Annotated in this window: 20 protein-coding genes and 1 pseudogene; 9 read left to right on the plus strand and 12 right to left on the minus strand. The window is 64.9% G+C overall.

Annotation, left to right across the window (positions count from 1 at the left end; all coding sequences use genetic code 11):
• Nucleotides 1-364: SDR family NAD(P)-dependent oxidoreductase (locus N5A92_RS22025; protein WP_260906346.1), on the plus strand; the 364-nt coding region annotated here is incomplete at its 5' end.
• A gap of 9 nt (nt 365-373) precedes the next feature.
• Nucleotides 374-561 (plus strand): annotated as a pseudogene (locus N5A92_RS22030) (VOC family protein); the annotation flags it as partial.
• A gap of 40 nt (nt 562-601) precedes the next feature.
• Here the strand turns inward: N5A92_RS22030 and N5A92_RS22035 are convergent.
• On the minus strand, nt 602-1,630 hold the full coding sequence (locus N5A92_RS22035) for a DUF2156 domain-containing protein (protein WP_260906348.1): 1,029 nt from the start codon (nt 1,628-1,630) through the stop codon (nt 602-604).
• Between the two features lie 144 nt (nt 1,631-1,774).
• Here N5A92_RS22035 and N5A92_RS22040 point away from each other — a divergent pair, with 144 nt between their 5' ends.
• A complete protein-coding gene (locus tag N5A92_RS22040; RefSeq protein WP_260906350.1) occupies nt 1,775-2,425 on the plus strand; it encodes a helix-turn-helix transcriptional regulator in 651 nt (216 codons plus the stop codon).
• Nucleotides 2,422-4,038, plus strand: coding sequence for an MFS transporter (locus N5A92_RS22045; protein WP_260906351.1), 1,617 nt, complete (start codon nt 2,422-2,424; stop codon nt 4,036-4,038). Before N5A92_RS22040 ends, N5A92_RS22045 begins: the two co-directional genes overlap by 4 nt.
• A 207-nt stretch (nt 4,039-4,245) precedes the next feature.
• Here the strand turns inward: N5A92_RS22045 and N5A92_RS22050 are convergent, their stop codons facing one another.
• From N5A92_RS22050 to N5A92_RS22065, 4 genes are read right to left on the minus strand one after another with little or no spacing between them, the layout of a single operon-like run.
• Nucleotides 4,246-4,788, minus strand: a complete 543-nt coding sequence (locus tag N5A92_RS22050; RefSeq protein ID WP_260906352.1) for a sarcosine oxidase subunit gamma — start codon at nt 4,786-4,788, stop codon at nt 4,246-4,248.
• Complete coding sequence (locus N5A92_RS22055; RefSeq protein WP_260906353.1) at nt 4,781-7,777, minus strand: sarcosine oxidase subunit alpha; 2,997 nt, start codon at nt 7,775-7,777, stop codon at nt 4,781-4,783. Before N5A92_RS22055 ends, N5A92_RS22050 begins: the two co-directional genes overlap by 8 nt.
• Nucleotides 7,774-8,106 carry a sarcosine oxidase subunit delta gene (locus N5A92_RS22060; protein ID WP_260906354.1) on the minus strand — a complete coding sequence of 111 codons (333 nt, stop codon included), beginning with the start codon at nt 8,104-8,106 and terminating at the stop codon, nt 7,774-7,776. The genes N5A92_RS22055 and N5A92_RS22060 overlap by 4 nt, the downstream gene beginning before the upstream one ends.
• 9 nt (nt 8,107-8,115) lie before the next feature.
• Nucleotides 8,116-9,369 (minus strand): sarcosine oxidase subunit beta, encoded by a 1,254-nt coding sequence (locus N5A92_RS22065; RefSeq protein ID WP_260906355.1) that lies wholly within the window; start codon nt 9,367-9,369, stop codon nt 8,116-8,118.
• 207 nt (nt 9,370-9,576) lie between these two features.
• On the opposite strand from N5A92_RS22065, the gene N5A92_RS22070 reads away from it, so the two are divergent.
• The 4 genes from N5A92_RS22070 (at nt 9,577) to N5A92_RS22085 (ending at nt 12,306) form a co-directional block, all read left to right on the plus strand.
• Nucleotides 9,577-10,335 carry an SDR family oxidoreductase gene (locus N5A92_RS22070; RefSeq protein ID WP_260906356.1) on the plus strand — a complete coding sequence of 253 codons (759 nt, stop codon included), beginning with the start codon at nt 9,577-9,579 and terminating at the stop codon, nt 10,333-10,335.
• Nucleotides 10,336-10,540: 205 nt separating this feature from the next.
• Nucleotides 10,541-10,771 carry a 30S ribosomal protein S21 gene (gene rpsU / locus N5A92_RS22075; RefSeq protein WP_159588479.1) on the plus strand — a complete coding sequence of 77 codons (231 nt, stop codon included), beginning with the start codon at nt 10,541-10,543 and terminating at the stop codon, nt 10,769-10,771.
• A gap of 121 nt (nt 10,772-10,892) precedes the next feature.
• The gene (locus tag N5A92_RS22080) at nt 10,893-11,747 is read left to right on the plus strand and encodes a tetratricopeptide repeat protein (RefSeq protein WP_425248627.1); all 855 of its coding nucleotides are present in this window, start codon (nt 10,893-10,895) and stop codon (nt 11,745-11,747) included.
• Nucleotides 11,748-11,814: 67 nt separating this feature from the next.
• Nucleotides 11,815-12,306: a DUF992 domain-containing protein gene (locus N5A92_RS22085; RefSeq protein ID WP_260906357.1), complete on the plus strand. Its 492-nt coding sequence runs from the start codon at nt 11,815-11,817 to the stop codon at nt 12,304-12,306.
• A gap of 89 nt (nt 12,307-12,395) precedes the next feature.
• Here N5A92_RS22085 and N5A92_RS22090 read toward each other — a convergent pair whose 3' ends face one another.
• The 4 genes from N5A92_RS22090 to N5A92_RS22105 are packed head-to-tail and all read right to left on the minus strand — an operon-like array spanning nt 12,396 to nt 15,787.
• Entirely contained in the window at nt 12,396-13,793 is a 1,398-nt protein-coding gene (locus N5A92_RS22090; RefSeq protein ID WP_260906359.1) for an NAD(P)(+) transhydrogenase (Re/Si-specific) subunit beta, read from the minus strand.
• 1 nt (nt 13,794) lies between these two features.
• Nucleotides 13,795-14,208, minus strand: coding sequence for a proton-translocating transhydrogenase family protein (locus N5A92_RS22095; RefSeq protein WP_260906361.1), 414 nt, complete (start codon nt 14,206-14,208; stop codon nt 13,795-13,797).
• Nucleotides 14,208-15,503 (minus strand): Re/Si-specific NAD(P)(+) transhydrogenase subunit alpha, encoded by a 1,296-nt coding sequence (locus N5A92_RS22100; protein WP_260906362.1) that lies wholly within the window; start codon nt 15,501-15,503, stop codon nt 14,208-14,210. Before N5A92_RS22100 ends, N5A92_RS22095 begins: the two co-directional genes overlap by 1 nt.
• Nucleotides 15,504-15,559: 56 nt before the next feature.
• Nucleotides 15,560-15,787 (minus strand): aa3-type cytochrome c oxidase subunit IV, encoded by a 228-nt coding sequence (locus tag N5A92_RS22105; protein WP_260906363.1) that lies wholly within the window; start codon nt 15,785-15,787, stop codon nt 15,560-15,562.
• A gap of 281 nt (nt 15,788-16,068) precedes the next feature.
• On the opposite strand from N5A92_RS22105, the gene N5A92_RS22110 reads away from it, so the two are divergent.
• On the plus strand, nt 16,069-17,151 hold the full coding sequence (locus N5A92_RS22110; protein ID WP_260906365.1) for a transporter substrate-binding domain-containing protein: 1,083 nt from the start codon (nt 16,069-16,071) through the stop codon (nt 17,149-17,151).
• A gap of 1 nt (nt 17,152) precedes the next feature.
• Here the strand turns inward: N5A92_RS22110 and N5A92_RS22115 are convergent, their stop codons facing one another.
• From N5A92_RS22115 to N5A92_RS22125, 3 genes are all read right to left on the minus strand, one after another.
• Nucleotides 17,153-17,992 carry an ABC transporter ATP-binding protein gene (locus N5A92_RS22115; protein ID WP_260906366.1) on the minus strand — a complete coding sequence of 280 codons (840 nt, stop codon included), beginning with the start codon at nt 17,990-17,992 and terminating at the stop codon, nt 17,153-17,155.
• A gap of 84 nt (nt 17,993-18,076) precedes the next feature.
• Entirely contained in the window at nt 18,077-19,393 is a 1,317-nt protein-coding gene (locus N5A92_RS22120) for an ABC transporter substrate-binding protein (RefSeq protein WP_260906367.1), read from the minus strand.
• A gap of 73 nt (nt 19,394-19,466) precedes the next feature.
• A complete protein-coding gene (locus tag N5A92_RS22125) occupies nt 19,467-20,543 on the minus strand; it encodes a branched-chain amino acid ABC transporter permease (RefSeq protein ID WP_260906368.1) in 1,077 nt (358 codons plus the stop codon).

Genomic DNA, 20,543 nt, shown 5'->3' on the forward strand with positions numbered 1-20,543 from the left:
CGCCATCGTCAACGTCGCCTCGGTCGCCGGCCTTGCGGGCGCCTCGCGCCTTGCCGCCTATACCGCCGCCAAGCATGGCGTCATCGGCCTGACCCGCGCCGCCGCTGCCGAATACGCCACCAAAGGCATCCGCGTGAACGCCGTCTGCCCCTCCTTCTCGCGCACGGACATGGTAACGGAAGTGCTGAAGATGACGCCCGCCAGGACCGAAAGGGCCGAGGCGGGCCTGACACGCGGCGTGCCGATGCGGCGGCTGGCGGAGGTGGACGAGGTGGTGAAGGTCATCCTTTTCGCCGCCGATCCGGGCAACAGCTTCATGACCGGACAGGCGCTTGCCGTAGATGGGGGAATAACGGCGACCTGACTGGAGGCACTGCGGGAGGGTGGCTCGGTCGAGCAATGTGGCTGGTTTCGGGGCCGCTGGAGCCTGAGATGGCAGATCGTTCCCAAGCGGCTCGGCGAGCTGATGGCGATCCGGACCGGGAGAAGGCGAAGCGGGTCTCGGAGGCCATGCTCAAGATGGTGAAGATCGATACTGCCGGACGTGGAGGCCGCCTATAAAGGCGGGTCAGATTCCGCAGCGTCGGCACCGTGCCCTTTCTCAAACGACGCCGCAGGCGCGCACGAGCTTCAAAAGGCGTGGCAGGGAGGGCGGGGTGTTCATGGCGCAATAGGTCTGCCGGCTTTTCCCGCCATAGCTTTCCTTGTGCTTGGCCAGCGTCTGCGTCGGGTAGACGAGGCGCTGGGCAATGCCATTGGTATAGATGAAGCGGAAGGCGCGACGGGTCAGCCAGTCCTTGGTGAACTCCTTGTCCTCGATCCGGTGGAAGGGCATGATGCCCAAATAAAGGCGTGGCACGCCTTCTCGCTGGAACGCCTCGATGGCGCGGCGCACCAGGAAATGAGCTGAAAGTGGATCGGCCTCCGGCAGCCAGCGGCGCGTCGCCGAAAGGTAGCCGACGATGCGGCCGTCCTCGTAGAGGGGGTCGAAAAAGGCGAACGCCACCGGCCTGTCTTCAGCGTCGAGGAGGAAGAACTTGCGCACACCCGGCTCGTCGCCGAGCACGACGGGGCGCACGAGGAAGGAAAGTTCGCGCCTCTTCGTCGTGCGCGTGCGGCGCCAGCCGCGCGAGATGGCGTCGATCCGTGCCGGATCGAGCGTGGAAATTGGGATCTCCTCCACGCGATGGCCGGTACGCGAGAAGCGGTTTTCCGCCGTGCGGAAGCTGCGCCTCTTAGGGCCGGCGAAATCGTAGCCGTCAAGCTCGATCCAGCTTTCCAGCCCCAGTTCGTTTACCGTGAACCCGCGTGGCGAAAGCAGCTCCGCCATTGCGTGGGAGATCTGCCAGAAGGTGACGTCCCGTTTTTCTGCGACGAAGGCGTTGACCAGCGCCTCCCAGCGGTCGCGCGGGGCCAGCGGATCGGCCAGCACGAAGGCGGTGCGGCCGACCATATGGTAGGACAGAAAGCCGTCACCGTCGCCAAAGCGCAGCAATCCCGGCTGAAACGCCACCGAATAAGCAAGGGCGAAGTCGCCGTGGCGTTCCAGCGCAGCCCGGCGGGCAGGCTCGAATATGTAGCCTTCGCTCGCGAAGTCTCGGGTGGCGACCGCTTTGGAAAAATAATTCACGAACCGTAAGTCCGATGGCAGCGCCCCCGCGCGAAATACGTGCATGTGAAAAGCCGATTTGGCAAGAGGCATCTGTGAAGGTGGGTGTCGGAGTGGATTGACATTAAAGAAACTCAGTGGTTTCTTTAATAGCAGGAGGCCGCCATGACGATCCATCCCGCGACAAAAGCTGACGAGCGCGCTCTTTTCGTCCTCAAAACCAAGGGCGCTATGACGGCACTGCATCTCGCCGAAAAGCTTGGCGTATCGGTGGTCGCTACGCGCAAGCAGCTTGGCCGGTTGGAGGAGGCAGGGCTTGTCTCTTACCGTGAGATGACCGAGGGGCGTGGCCGGCCCGAGCGCCTGTGGCGGCTGACCGCGGAGGGCCACGACCGCTTTCCCGACAGCCATTCCGACCTGACGCTGGAGTTGATCGCCTCGATCCGCCGTGTCTTCGGCGAAGAAGGGCTCGACCGGCTGATTACCGAACGCGAGGAGACTGCCCGTACCACCTATGGCGCAATGGTCGAAGACCGTAACGGGCTGGAGGACCGCGTGGCCGCGCTTGCCCGACAGCGCCAGCGTGAGGGCTATATGGCCGAGGTGGAGAAGCTTGACGACGGAGCACTGCTCCTGATTGAGAACCATTGCCCGATCTGCGCGGCGGCCACCGCCTGCCAGGGCTTCTGCCGCTCCGAGCTTGCCGTCTTCCGCGCCGTGCTTGGCCGGAATGTGCGGGTCTCGCGCACCGATCATATCCTGGCCGGCGCGCGGCGTTGCGCCTATCGCATCGAGCCCGGCGGGAGGGACGCATGAGCGCCGAGCCCAGCGCCACGCCGGGAAACGCCGGGTGGGCGGAGATCGTCCGCACCGGGCATCTGCCGCAATTCACGCTTCTATGCCTCGGCATCTGGCTGCACGCGGCCGATTCTCTGCTGGTGGCCACCGCCATGCCGGCAGCCGTGGCCGAGATCGGCGGCGACCGGCTGGTAAGCTGGACGCTGTCGCTCTACCTGCTGGGCTCCATCCTTTCCGGTGCCGCAGCCGCACTGGCGGCGAGCGCCGTCGGGCTCAGGCGCGCCTTTATCATCGCCGCCCTCGTCTATGCCGCCGGCTGCGCAACGAGCGCCATGGCGCCGGATATGATCGTCATGCTGGCCGGCCGCCTGGCGCAGGGGCTGGGCGGCGGGCTCCTGGTGGCGCTGACATACGTGGCGATCCAGCGGGTTTTTCCGCGCGAGATGTGGCCGCGGCTGATTGCGCTGATGTCCGCGGTGTGGGGCGTGTCTGCCTTCTGCGGGCCGTTGATCGGCGGCTTCTTCGCCGACCTCGGGCTGTGGCGCTGGGGCTTCTGGAGCTTTGCCATTCAGGCCGTGCTCCTTGCGGTGCTGGTGCCGGCGTTCATGCGGCCGGGCGGGGCGATCACGCCGCAGCGCTTTCCATTGAAGCGGCTGGCGCTGCTTTCGATCGCCGTGCTTCTGGTGGCGGGAGCCGGCGTCGATGGTAAGGCACTGACGGCGCTGCCGATGATGGCGGCAGGCGCCATCTTCTTCGCGCTGTTCCTGGCGAGTGACGCGCGGCGGACAGCGGACAGAATGTTCCCCGCCCGCGCCTTCGACATGCGCAGCCGGCTCGGCGCCGGCTTCGTCGCCAATCTGGCGCTTGGCGTTGGAGGCATATCCTTCACCGTCTACGGCCCCTTCCTGCTGAACCGCCTCCATGGCGTCTCCGCCCTTGGTGCTGGCTATATCATCGCCGCCGAATCGGTCGCATGGAGCGTCGCGGCAGTGATGTTCGCCGGCGTCGGCGAGGCGGCGGAGCGGCTCGTCATGCGCACCGGTGCCATTATGGTGATGCTGGCGATCGCCGCTCTGGGGCCGCTAATGGCGGAAGGGCCTCTGTGGGCGATCGTGGTGATGGCCGTCGCGCAGGGGGCTGGCTTCGGCATGCTGTGGGGCTTCCTCATCCGCCGCGTGGTGGCGGCCGCGGGCGACGCCGAGCGCGACCAGGCCTCTGCGGCCATGCCGACCACCCAGCAGATGGCCTTCGCGCTGGGTGGTCGGCTCTTTCCGGCATCGTCGCCAACATTGCGGGCTTCGCCCAAGGTGGCGGCGAGGCGATGGAGGACGTCGCGGTATGGGTGTTCGCCGCCTTCGTGCCGATCGCCGCGCTGGGGGCTGCCGCAGTGTGGAGGGTGGCGCGGGGATAGGGCGTCCAGTTATTGCTTTGCGGCTCGCCGCGTCCGGCTGCCAAGCGGAGATGTCGGCAGCTCTACTTCTTCTTGCCCGGCTTCTTTTTGCCGGGCCCGCCGGCATGGGTGCTCGAGGTCACCGACACCGGATCGCTGGCCGGGAATGTATCCTCCAGTCCTTCGTCCAGCTCCTCGTCATGGGCGTGGGCGGCGTCTTCCTTGCGCTTCGCATTGGTAGCCGCAAGCTCACCGGGGGCGCCCGAGCGCGTGGCGCGCGTAATGGAGACGGGGTCGCTGGCGGGAAACGTTTCCTCCAGCCCCTCCTCCAACTCGTCTTCCACGTCGGCGGGCGAGAGGCCCTTCTTCTTTGATTCGGGCAGCATGGGCTCAGATCCTTTTTATCGGAGAAACGCCGCAGGGCTGTCCCGGTTCCCCTGCAAACCTGTCAGACTTCCCGCGCCGCCTTCTCCAGCAGTGAGAAGACGTAGTAGGAGAAGGAGCGCCAGCACTCGATCCTAAACGCGTCCTCGGCTATGCGCCACAAGACGACCTCGGCCTTGCCGAAAACGGTGCGCGAGGCTGCCCCAATCGGAAAGCGCGCGAGTGAGAGAGCCTGTGGGCAACCGGCGCCAAGCACATCCTCGGTGTGCTCTCCGGCGACAAGGATGGCAGTGTTGCGGTGAGAGATGTCGACGGCGGAATGAAGGGCGGAGGCCTTGGCACAGAGCACGGTGAGATCCGCACCCCCTTCGTCGATGAGGAGCCACTCGTCGGGGCCTAACCAGAGAGCGGCACGCTTGCCGCTCTCAGCCGTCGTCTTCGGCTTGCGCGGCAGGATCAGACCCAGCGCCTTTGAAAGTGCTGCAAGCGAGGCTTCCGGGGCGCGCAGCGACAGGCGGCTGGCCGGGGCGGCGGGGTTGAGCGCGATGCCGGGGCCCTGATAGGCGCGGCCCTCGAGAGCCGAGATGCGGCGGGCGGTCTCAGCCATTTGTGCGTTCCCCCTTTTCGTCGAAGAAGACCATCGGCACGACCTCGACCTCGATGGCGTCTTCCGGCATGGGCACGTAAAGCCGTTCGCCCATGCGTTCGCGCCCACCTTCCACAAGCGCCAGGGCGATGGAGCGGCCGCAATTCTCCGACCAGTATGAGGAGGTGACGAAGCCGATCATTTTCATCGGTACGGGCTGGTTCGGGTCTGCAACGATCTGCGCGCCCTCTTCGAGAACAGTTTTCGGATCGGATGTCTTCAGGCCGACGAGTTGCCGGCGCTCCGGCGCCTTCAGGTCCGGCCGCTCCAGCCCGCGGATGCCGACGAAATCCGTCTTCTTCCTGCCGATGGCCCAGGCAAGGCCGGCGTCGTCCGGTGTCACCGTACCGTCGGTGTCCTGGCCGACGATGATGAAGCCTTTCTCGGCGCGCAGGACGTGCATAGTCTCCGTGCCGTAGGCGCAAGCGCCGTGCTTCTGGCCTTCCGCCCACACCGCCTCCCAGACGGAGAGGCCGTAATCGGCCGGCACATTGATCTCGAAACCGCGCTCGCCGGTGAACGAGATGCGGAAAAGCCGCGCCGGCACGCCGCACACTCTCCCTTCGCGCACCGACATGTGCGGCATCGCCTCGTCGGAGAGGTCGATGCCCTCGACGAGCGGGGCGATGATGTCGCGGCTTTTCGGCCCCTGCACGGCGATTGTCGCCCATTGCTCCGACGTGGAGGTAAGCCAGACCTTCAGGTCTGGGAACTCGGTCTGCAGATAGTCCTCCATGTGATGGAGCACGCGCGGCGCGCCGCCGGTGGTGGTGGTGACGTGGAAGCGATCCTCGGCGAGACGGCCGACGACGCCGTCATCGTAGATGAACCCGTCCTCGCGCAGCATGATGCCGTAGCGGCAGCGCCCGATGCCGAGCTTCTGCCATGGATTCGTGTACATCAGCTCCATGAAGCGGGCGGCGTCGGGGCCGACGATCTCGATCTTGCCCAGTGTGGAGGCGTCGAAGATGCCGGCCGAATGGCGCACCGTAAGGCATTCGCGGGCAACCGCCGCGTGCATGTCCTCGCCGCCTTGCGGGAAATACCAGGCGCGCTTCCACTGGCCGACATCCTCGAAGACGGCGCCCTGGGCCTCGGCCCAGGCGTGAGTAGGCGTGCGCCGCGTCGGCTCGAACAGCGCCCCGCGGCTGTGGCCGACGAGGGCGCCGAAGGTGACCGGAGTGTATGGCGGGCGAAAGGTGGTCAGCCCCACCTTGGGGACAGGCTTTCCGAGCATCTCCGAGGCGATGGTCAGGGCATGCAGGTTGGAGGTCTTGCCCTGGTCGGTGGCCATGCCTGCGGTAGTGAAACGCTTGACGTGCTCGATGGAGCGCATGCCCTCCTGCACGGCCTGGCGGATGTCCTTGGCCGTCACGTCGTTCTGGAAGTCGACGAAAGCCATGGCCTTCTTGCCGGCTTCCGCGCCGGGCGCCGCACCTGCCATGCCGGCAGACCATGCTTCGGGCGAACGGGCATCAAGCTTGACGGTCTTCGACCTGCCCTTGGCTGCCCCGGCTTCCTTCGCGGCCTTCGCGCCGGCCCGCAAAGCCTCTTCGACCGCATCGGTGAGGCTGGCGGTGCCGTTGCACGCGCCGACGGAGAGGGCGTCCTGAACGTACTGGCCGGGCAGGAATCGCCGGGTCTCCTCATCAAAGGCTAGCTTGCCGCGCGACTGCGAGAAGAGATGGACTGCAGGCGTCCAACCCGAGGAGGTGGCAAGCGCATCCGCCTCGATCTGACGTGACGCGCCGCCGTAGACAGGTGCGACCTCGATACGGCGCACACGCAGCCGCCCTGTAGTGCCGACAACGGCATGGCCGGCGAGAACCTCGATGCCCAGCTCACGGGATTCTTCAACGTGAGGACCGCGGGGTGTGGGCCGCAGGTCGATCACGGCAGCGACCTCGACGCCTCTTTTCTTCAGATCGACGGCCGTGGCATAGGCGGAGTCGTCGGCCGTGTAGACGGCGACCTTGCTGCCAACAGCGACGCCGAAATGGTTGAGATAAGCACGTGCCGCCGAGGCCAGCATGATGCCTGGCCGGTCGTTGCCCGGGAACACCATGTGCCGCTCAATGGCGCCGGTGGCGAGCACCACGCGCTTCGCCCGCACCTGCCACAGGCGCTCGCGTGGCTGGTCGACGTCGGGCGCAGACAGGTGATCGGTCAGGCGCTCTACGAGGCCGAGCATGTTCTGCGCGTAATAGCCGAAACCGGTGGTGCGGGTGAGAAGGCGCACATTGTCGCGTGCGGCGAGTTTCGCCGCCGTCTCCTGCGCCCACTCCCACCCGGGCTTGCCATCGATGACGGCACCGGTCTCGAAGCGCAAGCCGCCGCCGGGCACAGCCTGCTCGTCGGCAAGGATGACACGGGCGCCGGTTTCGGAAGCCGCAAGCGCAGCGGCTAGACCGGCGGCGCCCCCACCGACAACGAGCACGTCGCAATGAGCGAAGCGGTTGGAGTAATGGTCCGGGTCCGGCCGGTCGGGCGCAGTGCCAAGACCTGCCGCGCGGCGGATGATAGGCTCGTAGAGCCGCTCCCATGCCGTGCGCGGCCACATGAAGGTCTTGTAGTAGAAACCGGCGGAGAAGAAGGGGGCGCCGAGATTGTTCAGTCCACCGACATCGAAGCCGAGCGAAGGCCACCGGTTCTGCGAGACGGCGGCAAGGCCGTCGTAAAGCTCCTGCACCGTGGCGCGGACGTTGGGGGTCTTGCGGGCGGCATCGCGGTGGATGCCGACAAGGGCGTTGGGCTCCTCCGCCCCTGCCGAAAGGATGCCGCGTGGGCGGTGATATTTGAAGGAGCGGCCGACGAGATGGACGCCGTTGGCCAAGAGCGCGGAGGCAAGCGTGTCACCGGCAAGGCCGGTGTAGGACTTGCCGTCGAAGGTGAAGCGGAGGATTTCGGCGGCGTCGAGGCGGCCGGTGGTAAGGCGGAAGGGCTGGATCATGCAGGGGTACCCTTTCGGGAAGCAGAGCGGACGGCCCCGCCCCCCGCCTTACCCAGATCCGGCTTCGGCTCACCGGCCATGTAGGTCATCAGGAAGCGATCGCTCACCGTATCCCGTGCCGCGTTGAAGAACCGCCCGCATCCGTGCATGTGCCGCCAGCGCTCGAAGGTGACGCCCTTGGGATTGGCGCGGATGAAGAAGTAGCGCTGGAACTCCTCGTCGGAGATCTCGGCGATATTCTCTGGCCGTGCGATATGCGCCTCGCCGGCGTGGCGGAACTCAAGTTCCGGCCGCTCTTCTTCGCAATAGGGGCAGTGTATGAGAAGCATTGAAGGACCTCAGTGCGCGACCGCGGCCGCCGCCGCTTCGTCGATGAGCCGGCCGCCCCGGAAACGCTCCAGCGTGAAGGGCGCGTTGATCTTGTGCGGTTCGTCGCGGGCGATGGTGTGGGCGAAGACGTGGCCCGAGCCGGGCGTAGCCTTGAAGCCGCCCGTGCCCCAGCCGCAATTGACGTAGAGCCCCTTGACTGGCGTCTTGGCGAGGATGGGGGAGCGGTCAGGCGTGACGTCGACGATGCCGCCCCAGGAGCGCAGCATCTTCATGCGCGTGAAGATGGGGAACATCTCGCAGATGGCGTCGAGTGTATGCTGGATGATGTGCAGCCCCCCGGTCTGGGAGTAGGAGGTGTACTGGTCAGTGCCCGCGCCGATGACGAGTTCTCCCTTGTCGGACTGGGAAATGTAGGCGTGGACCGTGTTGGACATGACGACGCAGGGGAAGATGGGCTTCACCGGCTCCGAGACCAGCGCCTGCAGGGGATAGGATTCGAGCGGCACCGAGACGTCCGCCATCTGCATGAGCACGGAGGAATGGCCCGCCGCCACGACACCGATCTTCTTTGCCTGGATAGGCCCGCGCGTCGTTTCGACACCCGTCACCGCGCCGTCCGGCCCGCGGCGGATGGCGGTCACCTCGCAGTTCTGAATGATGTCGACTCCACGAGCCGAGGCGCCGCGCGCATATCCCCAGGCGACGGCATCGTGGCGCGCCGTGCCGCCGCGGCGTTGCAGTGCGGCACCCACGACGGGATAACGCGCCTCACGCGAGATGTTGAGCGGCGGGCAATAGGCCTTGGCATCCTCGGGTGTCAGCCACGCGTTGTCGACACCGTTCAGCCGGTTGGCGTGGATGTGGCGCTTGAAGACCTGCACGTCGTGCACGTTGTGGGCGAGCATCATCACGCCGCGCTGGGAGAACATGACGTTGTAGTTGAGCTCCTGCGAGAGCCCCTCCCACAGCTTCACGGCATGATTATATATACCGGCGCTTTCGTCGTAGAGATAGTTGGAGCGGATGATGGTGGTGTTGCGACCGGTGTTGCCGCCGCCAAGCCAGCCTTTTTCGAGCACCGCGACGTTGGTGATGCCGTGCTCCTTGGCGAGGTAGTAAGCGGTGGCGAGCCCGTGGCCGCCGGCGCCCACAATGATGACGTCATAAGCCTTCTTCGGCTCCGGCGAGCCCCATTGCTCGGGCCAGCCCTTGTGGCCGCGCAGCGCCTCGCGTGCGATAGCAAAGACGGAATATTTGCGCATGCGCTTCCCCCGTTTGCGGCCGATCCGCCGTAGACGAAACCTACCCCTAGCGAAAGTGTCCCTGCGGCCTTGCACTGATTGCGACGGCGCTTGCCGCTTTGTGGCCCGAGCGGCAGTCCGGTTTCGGGTGGCTGGATCATCCGCCTTTTGCGAGCAAGCCGCCATGCCGGCGCCACGGCCGGTGCGCAAGCTGCGAAAGGATGAACCATGTTTTCACTGACGGGCAAGGTTGTGATCGTCTCGGGCGCCAGCTCCGGCATCGGCCGGGCAGCGGCAAGGCTGTTCGCCGAGGAAGGCGCGAAGGTGATTGCCAGCGCGCGGCGCAAGGCGGAACTCGATGCGCTGGTGGCGGAGATCCGCGAAGCGGGCGGCGAGGCCGAGGCGCTGCCAGGTGACGTGGCCGATGAGGCCCATGCCGCGGCGCTGGTAGCGCATGCGATCGAACGCTTCGGCGGGCTGTACGTCGCTTTCAACAATGCCGGCATTGTCGGACGGATGGCGCCCGCGCCGGAGCTTGACCGCGCGGACTGGGAGGAAGTGCTGAACGTCAATCTCACCGCCGCCTTCCTGGCCGCCAAGCACCAGATTCCGGCCATGCTGGAGCGCGGCGGCGGCGCGCTGATCTTCACATCGAGCTTCGTCGGCCATACGGTCGGCATGCCGGGCATGACGGCTTACGCCGCGGCCAAGGCGGGACTGGTCGGATTGACCCAGACCCTTGCGGCAGAGCACGGGCCGCATGGCATCCGCGTCAACGCACTGCTCCCCGGCGGTACCGACACGCCGGCGGCGACCTTCAAGACGCCCGAGGAGTGGGCGTTCGTGGAGGCGCTGCATGCGCTGAAACGCGTGGCGAGGCCGGAGGAGATAGCCCGCGCCGCGCTGTTCCTCGCCTCGGATGCCGCAACCTTCGTTACGGGGGCCGCCATGCTGGCCGACGGCGGTGTATCGATCAACCGGACATGAGCTCATTCGGCGGCCGCTTTCCAGTGGCCGCCCTCTTCCCCATCGCACGCGCGCTTTCGCCAGAAAGTCACTCGACAAGCTGCGGATATTCTGCTATCAGCCCGCATCCTGCGGGAGATGTCTGCCGCGGGGCATTGGGTGTTGAGCCTGGCAAGCGCCGGAGGTTCGATGCCGCTATACATCAACGTTTTGACAGGAAGCCCAAGTGCAGGTACTCGTCCGCGACAACAATGTTGACCAGGCGCTTCGCGCGCTCAAGAAGAAGATGCAGCGCGAAGGAATTTTCCGCGAGATGAAGATGCGCGGGCATTATGAGAAGCCTTCGGAGAAGCGTGCGCGTGAAAAGGCCGAGGCCGTGCGCCGCGCGCGCAAGCTGGCGCGCAAGCGTGCCCAGCGCGAAGGCATTATCGGGGGCGGACGGGTAGCGGCGCGCTGAGTGCCCTTAATTTCGTCTTTTTCCCCGCTTGAATGCGAAGGTGGCGCGATGGAAAGATCGTCGCCGCCTTTTTTATTGCGGCAATGCTGCCGCGCCCGAGCAGGAATGGACAGCGGAACCGATGGCTGATGTGATGATCGTGAGCAGAATGACGCGCCATAGGGGACTGGCGGCTTTGGCCCTGGCGGCACTTCTCCCGCTCGCCGCCTGCCAGTCAGCCGGCGACGCGGTGGACAGCCTCGCGCAGATCGACACCGCTCAGGGCTCGGCCGAGAATATTGGCTCGCTGACGGCGGTCATCGAGCGCACGCCGAACGATCCCGATGCCTATAACGTGCGCGGCGCCGCCTATGGCCGGGCCGGGCGCTACCGCGAGGCGCTGAAGGACTTCGACCAGGCCATCGCCCTCGACCCGAACTCGCACCAGGCCTATGCTAACCGGGCGCTGATCCACCGCTATATGGGTGACCAAGGGAAGGCGCTGGCCGATTACAACAGGGCGATCCAGCTCAACCCGCGCTACGACACCGCCTATATCGGCCGCGGCGAGCTCTACCGCCAGGCTGGCCGCACCGACGAGGCCTTCCGCGACTTCGAACAGGCCATCCAGCTCGACACTACCGACCCGCGCGCCTATCACCGGCGCGGCCTGCTCTATCAGGCGAGCGGTCAGCACCAGTTCGCCCTGGAGGATTTCGCCATGGCCATCTCGCTCGCTCCCGGCGCGCCCTATGGCTACAATGGACGCGGCCTCTCCTATCTCGCGCTTGGCGACGAGGAGAATGCCTTCTCCGACTTCAACACCGCCATCCGCCTTGACGAGAGCGTTGCCGAAAGCTGGGCCAACCAGGCGCTGGTTTTCGAGCGGCGCGGCGAAATCGATCGGGCGGCGCGTTCCTATGCACGTGCCCTGCAGCTCGATCCCGAATATGTCCCGGCCCGCGAGGGCGTTGCGCGGACACGCGGATCCGCTTGACGCGCCTGGGAACCATTCCCGCTTCCGTTCTGTTTTAGGCCAGAGAAACGGAACGGGAATTCGAGCCATGACAAAAAGTGCATTTGCCGCGCTTGCAGCGGTTTTCGCCGTGTCAGCGAGCACCTTGCCCGCCGCCGCTCAGGAACGCACGGAGATCGGCGTCCTCGACTGCATCATCGAAGGCGGCATGGACATCGCGATCGTGACGTCCAAAGAATTTTCCTGCACCTTCCAGCCGGCGGACGGCACCCGCCCGCCGGAGAGCTATGTCGGTGTCGTTAACAGGTTCGGCCTTGAGGCCGGGGCCACCAGCGAGCGTGTGATGCGCTGGCTGGTGATGGCGCCCACCACAACCGACCCCTATGCACCCGGCGCGCTTGAAGACGACTATGTCGGCGCCAGCGCAGAGGTCACCGCCGGCATCGGCGGCGGCGCCAACGTGCTGTGGAGCGGAACCAACAAGAACCTGATCCTGCAGCCCGTGAGCCTGCAGGCGCAGACCGGACTGAACCTGGCGCTCGGCGTCAGCGAATTCCAGTTGCGCTCGACGGCGTTGTAGGAGCGGAAGCCATGTGCTTGGCTTTCGCAACGCAAATTAACAAAAGCCCGGCGCAAAGCCGGGCTTTTCCAGTTCTCTGTCGGGGTCGCTCAGCTCTCCAGCGCCTTGACGATGTCTTCCGTCATCTTTTTGGCGTCGCCCAGTAGCATCATCGTGCCGTCCTTGTAGAACAGCGTGTTGTCGATACCGGCGTAGCCGGAGCCCAGGGAGCGCTTGACGAAGAGGCAGGTGCGCGCCTTGTCGACATCGAGGATCGGCATGCCGTAGATGGGTGAGGACTTGTCGTCGCGGGCCGCCGGGTTCGTCACGTCGTTGGCACCGATGACATAGGCGACGTCGGCCTGGGAGAACTCGGAGTTGATGTCTTCGAGCTCGAACACCTCATCATACGGCACCTGGGCCTCGGCGAGCAGCACGTTCATGTGGCCCGGCATGCGGCCGGCGACCGGATGGATGGCGTATTTCACCTCCACCCCAGCCTCCTTCAGCTTGTCGGCCATCTCGCGCAGCGCGTGCTGGGCCTGGGCGACAGCCATGCCGTAGCCTGGCACGATGATGACCTTCTGCGCATTCTGCATCAGATAGGCCGCGTCGTCGGCCGAGCCCTGCTTGACCGTGCGCTCGATGCCGTCGTCGGCCACCGCGGCTGTCTCGCCGCCGAAGCCACCGAGGATGACGGAGATGAAGGAGCGGTTCATGCCCTTGCACATGATGTAGGACAGGATCGCACCAGAGGAACCGACCAGCGCACCGGTGATGATGAGCGCCAGATTGCCGAGCGTAAAGCCGATGCCGGCCGCCGCCCACCCCGAATAGGAGTTGAGCATCGAGACCACCACCGGCATGTCCGCCCCGCCGATGGGGATGATGATGAGCACGCCGAGCGCCAGCGAAAGGATGACGATGAGCCAGAAGGCCGTCGGGCTCTGCCCCATCACCAGCATGGCGATGAGAATGACCAGCGCAACGCCGATGCCGGCATTGACCAGATGCCGCATGGGCAGGAGGATCGGCTTGCCCGACATGCGGCCGTCAAGCTTCAGAAAGGCAATGATAGAGCCGGTGAAGGTGACGGCGCCGATGGCGACACCGAGCGACATCTCGACCAGCGCCTGCCCATGAATGGCGCCGACCGTGCCGATATTGAAGCTTTCCGGCGAATAGAGCGCGGCGGCCGCCACCATGACCGCGGCAAGCCCAACCAGCGAGTGGAAGGCGGCGACGAGCTGCGGCATCTTCGTCATCTGGATGCGCCGGGCGATCACCGCGCCGACTGAGCCGCCGATCGCCAGCCCCAGGACGATAAGCAGGAATCCGCCCACCGACGGCGTGGCGAAGGCCAGCGTCGTGAGAATGGCGATCCCCATGCCCACCATGCCGTAGAAATTGCCCTGGCGGCTGGTGGTGGGATGCGAAAGACCCCTCAGCGCCATGATGAACAGAACGCCGGAAACGAGGTAGAGGAAGGATGCAAGATTGGCGCTCACGTCACTTGTCCTTCTTCTTGTACATCGCCAGCATGCGCTGGGTGACGAGGAAGCCGCCGAAGATGTTGACCGCCGCAAGCGTCAGCGCAACGAAGCCGAAGCCGGTGGCAAGCCCGGAAGTGGAGATGCCGACCGCCAGAAGTGCGCCGACGACGATGACAGACGAAATGGCATTGGTGACCGACATTAGCGGCGTATGCAGCGCCGGGGTCACCGACCACACGACATAGTAGCCGACGAAGATCGCCAATACGAAGATGGCGAAGCGGAAGACGAAGGGGTCGATCGCCCCGCCCGTCACGCCATGCGCGAGCGCGCCGGCGGCATCGGCCGCTTCCGTGTTCTCCAAGGCGGCGCGCACGCCCGCCGTGGCACGCTCGAGCTGTTCGAGCGCCTGTTCGACAGTATTTTCCATCAGGCTTCTCCCCCGGATTTGCGCGTGGCGGGCTTCCTGGCCGAAGCTGTCGACGTGCGCTTGGCGCCTGCGCCGGCGGCCTTTTCGGAAGCCGGCTTGGCTGCTGCCTTACGCCGCGCCGGCGCCTTCTTGGGTGCGGCTTTGGACGCCGGCTCGGTGCCCTTGGCAGAGCCGGCAAAGTTCGGATGCACCACTGCGCCGTCATGGGTGAGCATGGTGGCTTTCACCAACTCGTCCTCGAAGTCGATGGCGAGCGCCTTCTTCTCCTTGTCGACCATGGTCTCGAGGAAGGCGAAGAGATTTCGGGCGTAGAGAAGCGAGGCGGAGGCGGCGACGCGGCCCGGCACGTTGAGATGACCGAGGATCTTGACGCCGTTTGCCGTGGTGACGACTTCGCCGGCCTTCGCGCCCTCGACATTGCCGCCGCGCTCCACCGCCAGATCGACGATGATGGAGCCGGGCCGCATGGACTTCACCATCTCACCCGACACCAGGCGCGGCGCCGGCCGGCCGGGGATGAGAGCGGTAGTGATGACGATGTCCTGCTTGGCAATGTGGTCTGCAACGAGTTCCGCCTGGGCCTTTTTCTCGTCGTCCGTCAGTTCGCGGGCATAGCCGCCCTCGCCCGAAGCGTCCTTGAGCGCATCCGTCATGATGAACTTGGCGCCGAGAGAAGCGACCTGCTCACCCGCCGCCGCACGCACGTCGGTCGCCGTCACGACGGCACCAAGGCGGCGCGCCGTGGCAATGGCCTGCAGACCGGCAACGCCGGCGCCCATGACGAACACCTTGGCCGCAGGCACGGTGCCAGCGGCGGTCATCATCATCGGCAATGCCCGGTCATATTCGGCTGCTGCGTCTATGACGGCGCGGTAGCCGGCTAGGTTCGCCTGGCTGGACAGCACGTCCATCGACTGGGCGCGCGTGATGCGCGGCATGAACTCCATGGCAAACGCCGTGATGCCGGCTTTTGCCATCGCGGCCACCTCGGCTTCGTTGCCGTAGGGGTCCATCGTCGCGATGACGACAGCGCCTTTTCTGTAGGTCTTGAGCTCTGCGTCCGTCGGGCGGCGCAGCTTCAGCACCACATCGGCCCTGGCCGCGTCCGCTGCCTTGCCGATCGCTGCCCCGGCCTGTTTGAAATCCTCGTCAGGGATGCGCGAGAGGCTGCCGGCTTCCTTTTCGACCGTCACGCCGAAGCCGAGGCCGACAAGCCGCTTCACCGTGTCGGGTGAGGCCGCCACGCGCGGCTCGTTGCCGGCGACCTCCCTGGGCACGAAAATCGTTTGTCCCACCGTCATATCCTTGTCGTTAGACATCCCCCAGCGCGGGTGGCCCCGCGCGCCGCGCGTCAGCGCAGCATCCAGACGCCGAGCGCGCAGATGAGAATGAAGAGGATGAGGCTGGAAATAAAGCCTGCCGCGGTAAAGAAGCCGAAGGCCATCGCAATCAGCGTGGCGGCCACCACCAGGCAGGTGTATTTGGCAATCGTCAGGAAGAGGTTGTAGGTGCGTTCGTGTTCCGCGTAATCCATTTCCGCACCCTTTTCTGCCGGTTCATCCGGCTGTTTCTCTGCCATCGCATACCCCCTCGGGAAGAAGATTGGCAAGGGGAATAGCGAAAACGCCGCCCAAGGGCAATGGGCCGCATGGACGCATGCCAGCCTATGCGAAGATGGTGTAGGTGAATGATTTCATTTGCGCTCCTCACCCCGCGCACGCTCCCTGCTCCCCACAAAAGTATCCACAGCAAGTCTTTATTGATCAGCCAGAACGGGGTTTGATGGGTCTGCATTGAAAGACGAGGGGCCAAGCGGTGCGTCCTGCGGCACTTGTTTCATGGCAAAGGAGCACTCTTGCAGTGCTGGCACTGGCTATCCTGGCCAATGTGTTGGCGACCGGCGGCTTGCGCGCTCAGGAGGAAGGCGCGCCGCCGTCTGGCCAGCCGCTGAAGGTCGGCCTCTATGTCAGCCCGCCATTCGTCATGAGGGAGGACAACCGTTTCACCGGCATGGCGGTCGAGTTGTGGGAGCGGGTCGCTTCGAGGCTCGACCTTCAGTTCGACTACCAAGAGATTCCCACGATCAGGGACCTCGTCCAGGCGACAGTTGACGGAGATCTCGATATCGCCCTGACCAACCTGACGATCACCGAAGGGCGCGCCCAGCGCATCGACTTCACCCATCCCTGGTACGATGCCGGGCTGCGATTGATGGTCGACGAGGACCAGGGCGCCGGTTTCTGGGACGTCGTTGCCGGCCTGCGGGAATCGGGCCACCTCAGGGCCTATGCCTGGCTTGCCTTCGTTATCGTCGTGGCGACCGCTCTACTGACGCTGTTCGACCGTTGGTTCGACAAGGATTTCCCGCGCCGCTGGCGCGACGGGATCGCCGAGAGCTTCTACGCGGTGATGTCGGTCGCCACCTCAGGCAGGCCGCCGGCGCGCAAGAACCTGTTCGGCTGGATCGGACGCATCGGGCAGGCACTGTGGCTGGTGTGCGGGATAGCCGTACTCGCCTATCTCACATCGTCAGTCACGAGCGTCATGACAACGCTGTCTCTCACCAACCAGATCAACAGCATCGCCGATCTACCGGGCAAGACCGCTGGCGTCTTCACCGGCAGTGTGGCCGAGGAATATGCGCGAGAAAACGGGATCGCCGTGCGGTCCTATAGGGAGATCGAAGGGGCCGTGGCGGCACTCGTCAACGGCAGGATCGATGCGGTGATCGCCGATGCGCCGGTCCTGGAATATTACGCACTCCAGCACCCCGACGTGCCGGTCACCGTGGTCGGCCGCATCTTCGCTCCGGACAAATACGGCTTCGGCCTGCAGCACACGAGTGAGCTGACGCGGCCGCTTACGGTGGAGATCATCGGCGAGCACGATAGCGGTGCGCTGGAAACGCTGCGCACGAAATATTTCGGCGAACGAGAGCAATAGCTCACGAAAGCCAGCGCTTCCTGCGCTTATAATGCTTGACGTTGCGGAACGAGCGCCGGCCTTCGCCGCCGATGCCGAGATAGAACTCCTTCACGTCCTCGTTCTCGCGCAGCGCCCGCGCCTCACCGTCGAGCACGATGCGGCCCGACTCCAGGATATAGCCGTATTTGGCATAGCGCAGCGCCACGTTGGTGTTCTGCTCGGCAAGCAGGAAGGACACGCCCTGCTCCTCGTTGAGCTGCTTGACGATCTCGAAGATCTCCTCGACGAGCTGCGGGGCAAGCCCCATGGACGGCTCGTCGAGCAGGATCATCTTCGGCCGGCTCATCAGTGCTCGCCCGATGGCCGTCATCTGCTGTTCGCCGCCCGAGGTATAGCCGGCCTGGCTGGTTCGCCGCTCCTTCAGCCGCGGGAAGTAAGTGTAGACGAGCTCCAGGTCCTCGCGGATTGCCGTCTGTCCGTCGCGGCGGGTGAAGGCGCCGGTCAGGAGATTGTCCTCCACCGACAGATGGCCGAAGCAGTGCCGCCCCTCCATCACCTGAATGCAGCCGCGCCGCACCAGGTCGTTGGGCGACAGGTTCTGCACCTGGGCGCCGTCGAAGACGATGTTGCCCTTGGTCACCTCGCCGCGCTCGGCGTGAAGCAGGTTGGAGATGGCCTTTAAAGTAGTGGTCTTGCCGGCACCGTTGGCGCCGAGAAGGGCCGTGATGCCTCCCCTCGGCACCGACAGGGACACACCCTTGAGCACCAGGATGACACGGTCATAGATAACCTCGATGTTGTTGACCTCGAGGATCTGGTCAGCGGGTTGCTGTGCTGCCGCGCCTGCCGTGGTCGCCATAGGATGCTCCTCACATCTCAACGGCGTCATCCCGGAAGCCGAAGCGATAGCTCAGGCTTTCCGGGATGACGCGCATGTGCAAATTCACATATTGCACTCTTCGTTGATCGGCCACGGCGCGTTGGCCTCGGCATAGGCTTGCGCCTCCTGCTCCTCCAGTGGCTCGATGGCCTCACGGTCGGGCGTGATCAGGTCGGAGACCTTGACGAACTTTTCGCCGTCCCATTCCAGCATCCAGGCACCGCCATGGCCGGTGTGGTCGGCGCAGGAGGTCTTGAAAGGCACCAGCATGCCGGCAGCGCCGAGCTCTTCGAGGCGGGCTTCGTCCATGTTGAGGTTTTCGAGGCCCCAGCGCACCTGCGTGGCATCCGGCGCCTGCGCATCGAACTCCTCCTGCGCGGCGCGGATGGCCTCGACGAGGATGGCGGAGATCATCAGGCCGCGTTGGTAGAACACCGAGTCGAGCTCGCTCTCGTTCTCGATCAGCGATTTGCCAGGCTCCACCACATATTCCCTGACGTCCTGAAGGAGTTGGGAATCAGGCATCGGCACGCTCCACGAGATGGAGCGGTAGCCCTTCCCCTCTTCGCCGATCAGCTTCAGGTCGCCGTCATGACCGGACCACCAGATGCCGATGAACTGGTCCATCGGGTAGCGGGTCTTGGCAGCTTCCGTGACCGCGCCGGCATTCATCGCGCCCCAGCCCCACATGAGCACGAAATCCGGCCGCTCGCGGCGGATCTGCAGCCACTGCGCCGACTGGTTCTGCATCTCGGTGAGACCGACCGGGATGGGCAGGAGCGTGAAGCCATGCTTTTCCGCGAGCACCTCCAGAAGCGGGATCGGCTCCTTGCCGTATGGATGGTCGAGATGCAGAAGCGCGATCTTCTTGCCGTTGAGATTGTCCAGGTTGCCCTCGGAGATGTGCTTGAGGATCATCGACGCACCGTCCCAATAGGAGGACGGCGGGTTGAAGGCCCACTGGAACACCTTGCCGTTGGCCATGGGCGAGAAACCGTAGCCGGGGGCAAGGATGGGGATTTCGTCGACATTGGATTTCGGCAGCACCTGCAGCGTGATGCCCGTCGACCAGGGCTGCGTGACGACGGCGTTCTCCTTGGTCCTCTCGTAGCACTCCACGCCCTTCTCGGTATTGTAGCCGGTCTCGCATTCGTCATAGACGAGCTTGGTGCCGTTGAGCCCGCCGTCGCGCTCGTTGAGCAGGGTGATATAGTCGCGCTGGCCGTTCATCAGCGGCGTGCCCGTGGCCGCGAAGGGCCCGGTGCGATACGACAGGTTGGGGATATAGATAGAATCCTCCTGCGCGCTCGCCGGCGCGGCAAGGGCGATGCCCGCCGCGAATGCCGCCGACAGGGCCGCAGTCTTCATTATTTTCTTCATGTTCGTCTCCTCCACTTGTTCGTTCATCCGATGCGGAAAGGGCGAACTGGCCCTTTGGTTGTTATGGCCGCTCTCAATGCGGGAACGGCCATAGTATCAGCTTTTCCCTGATGACCGCCCAGAACCGCGCCAGCCCGTGCGGCTCGACGATCAGGAAGGTGATGATGAGCGCGCCGATGATCATCACGTTGAGATGCTCCACCGTCGCCGAGGCGACGCGAATGCCGAGCATGGCCGGAACGCCGCTGATGATCACCGGCAGCGCGACGATGAGGATGGCGCCCAGATAGTTGCCGAGGATCGAGCCCAGCCCGCCGATAATGGCGATGAAGAGCACGCGGAACGACAGCGGGATGTCGAACAGGTTGGCCTCGGCCGCCCCCCGCCACAGGAAGACGAAAAGTGCGCCGGAAATGCCGACGATATAGGACGACACGAAGAAGGCCGTGAGCTTGGCGCGCATCAGGTTGATGCCGACGAGCTCGGCGGCGATGTCCATGTCGCGCACCGCCTTCCACATACGCCCGACACGCCCGCGCGTGATGTTGATGGCGAAGAAAGTGACGACGCAGACGATGCCGAGCACGAAATAGTACTGCGTGATGGCGGCCGCGCGCGGACCGGCGACGGTGATGCCGAACATGCTGATATTGGGCACGTGGATGGCGCCGGAAGCACTGTAATTGTAGAGCCACGCCCACTTCTGGAACAGCCAGACGAGGAAGAATTGGGCGGCCAGCGTGGCGATGGCGAGATAAAAGCCCTTGATCCTGAGCGACGGCAGACCGAAGAGAGCGCCGACGCTGGCGGAGAAGAAACCAGACAGCGCGATGGCGACGACGATGTTCATCTCCGGGAAGAGGGTGATGAGCTTGTAGCACGCATACGCCCCCACGCCCATGAAGGCGCCGGTGCCGAGCGAGAGCTGGCCCGCGTAGCCGGTGAGAATGTTAAGGCCGAGAGCCGCCAGCGCGTAGATCAGCACCGGGATGAGCAGCGCCCGGAAGGCAAACTCGCTCGCCGTCAGCGGGAAGACGACGAAGGCGAAAACAAGGACGACGCCCAAAAGGATGGCATCCTGGCGCACAGGGAACAGCGCATGGTCGGCCGCATAGCTGGTCTTGAACTGGCCGGCGGTGCGATAGAGCAT

The sequence above is a fragment of the Chelativorans salis genome (genome assembly GCF_025336525.1).
GTDB classification, from domain to species: domain Bacteria; phylum Pseudomonadota; class Alphaproteobacteria; order Rhizobiales; family Rhizobiaceae; genus Chelativorans; species Chelativorans salis.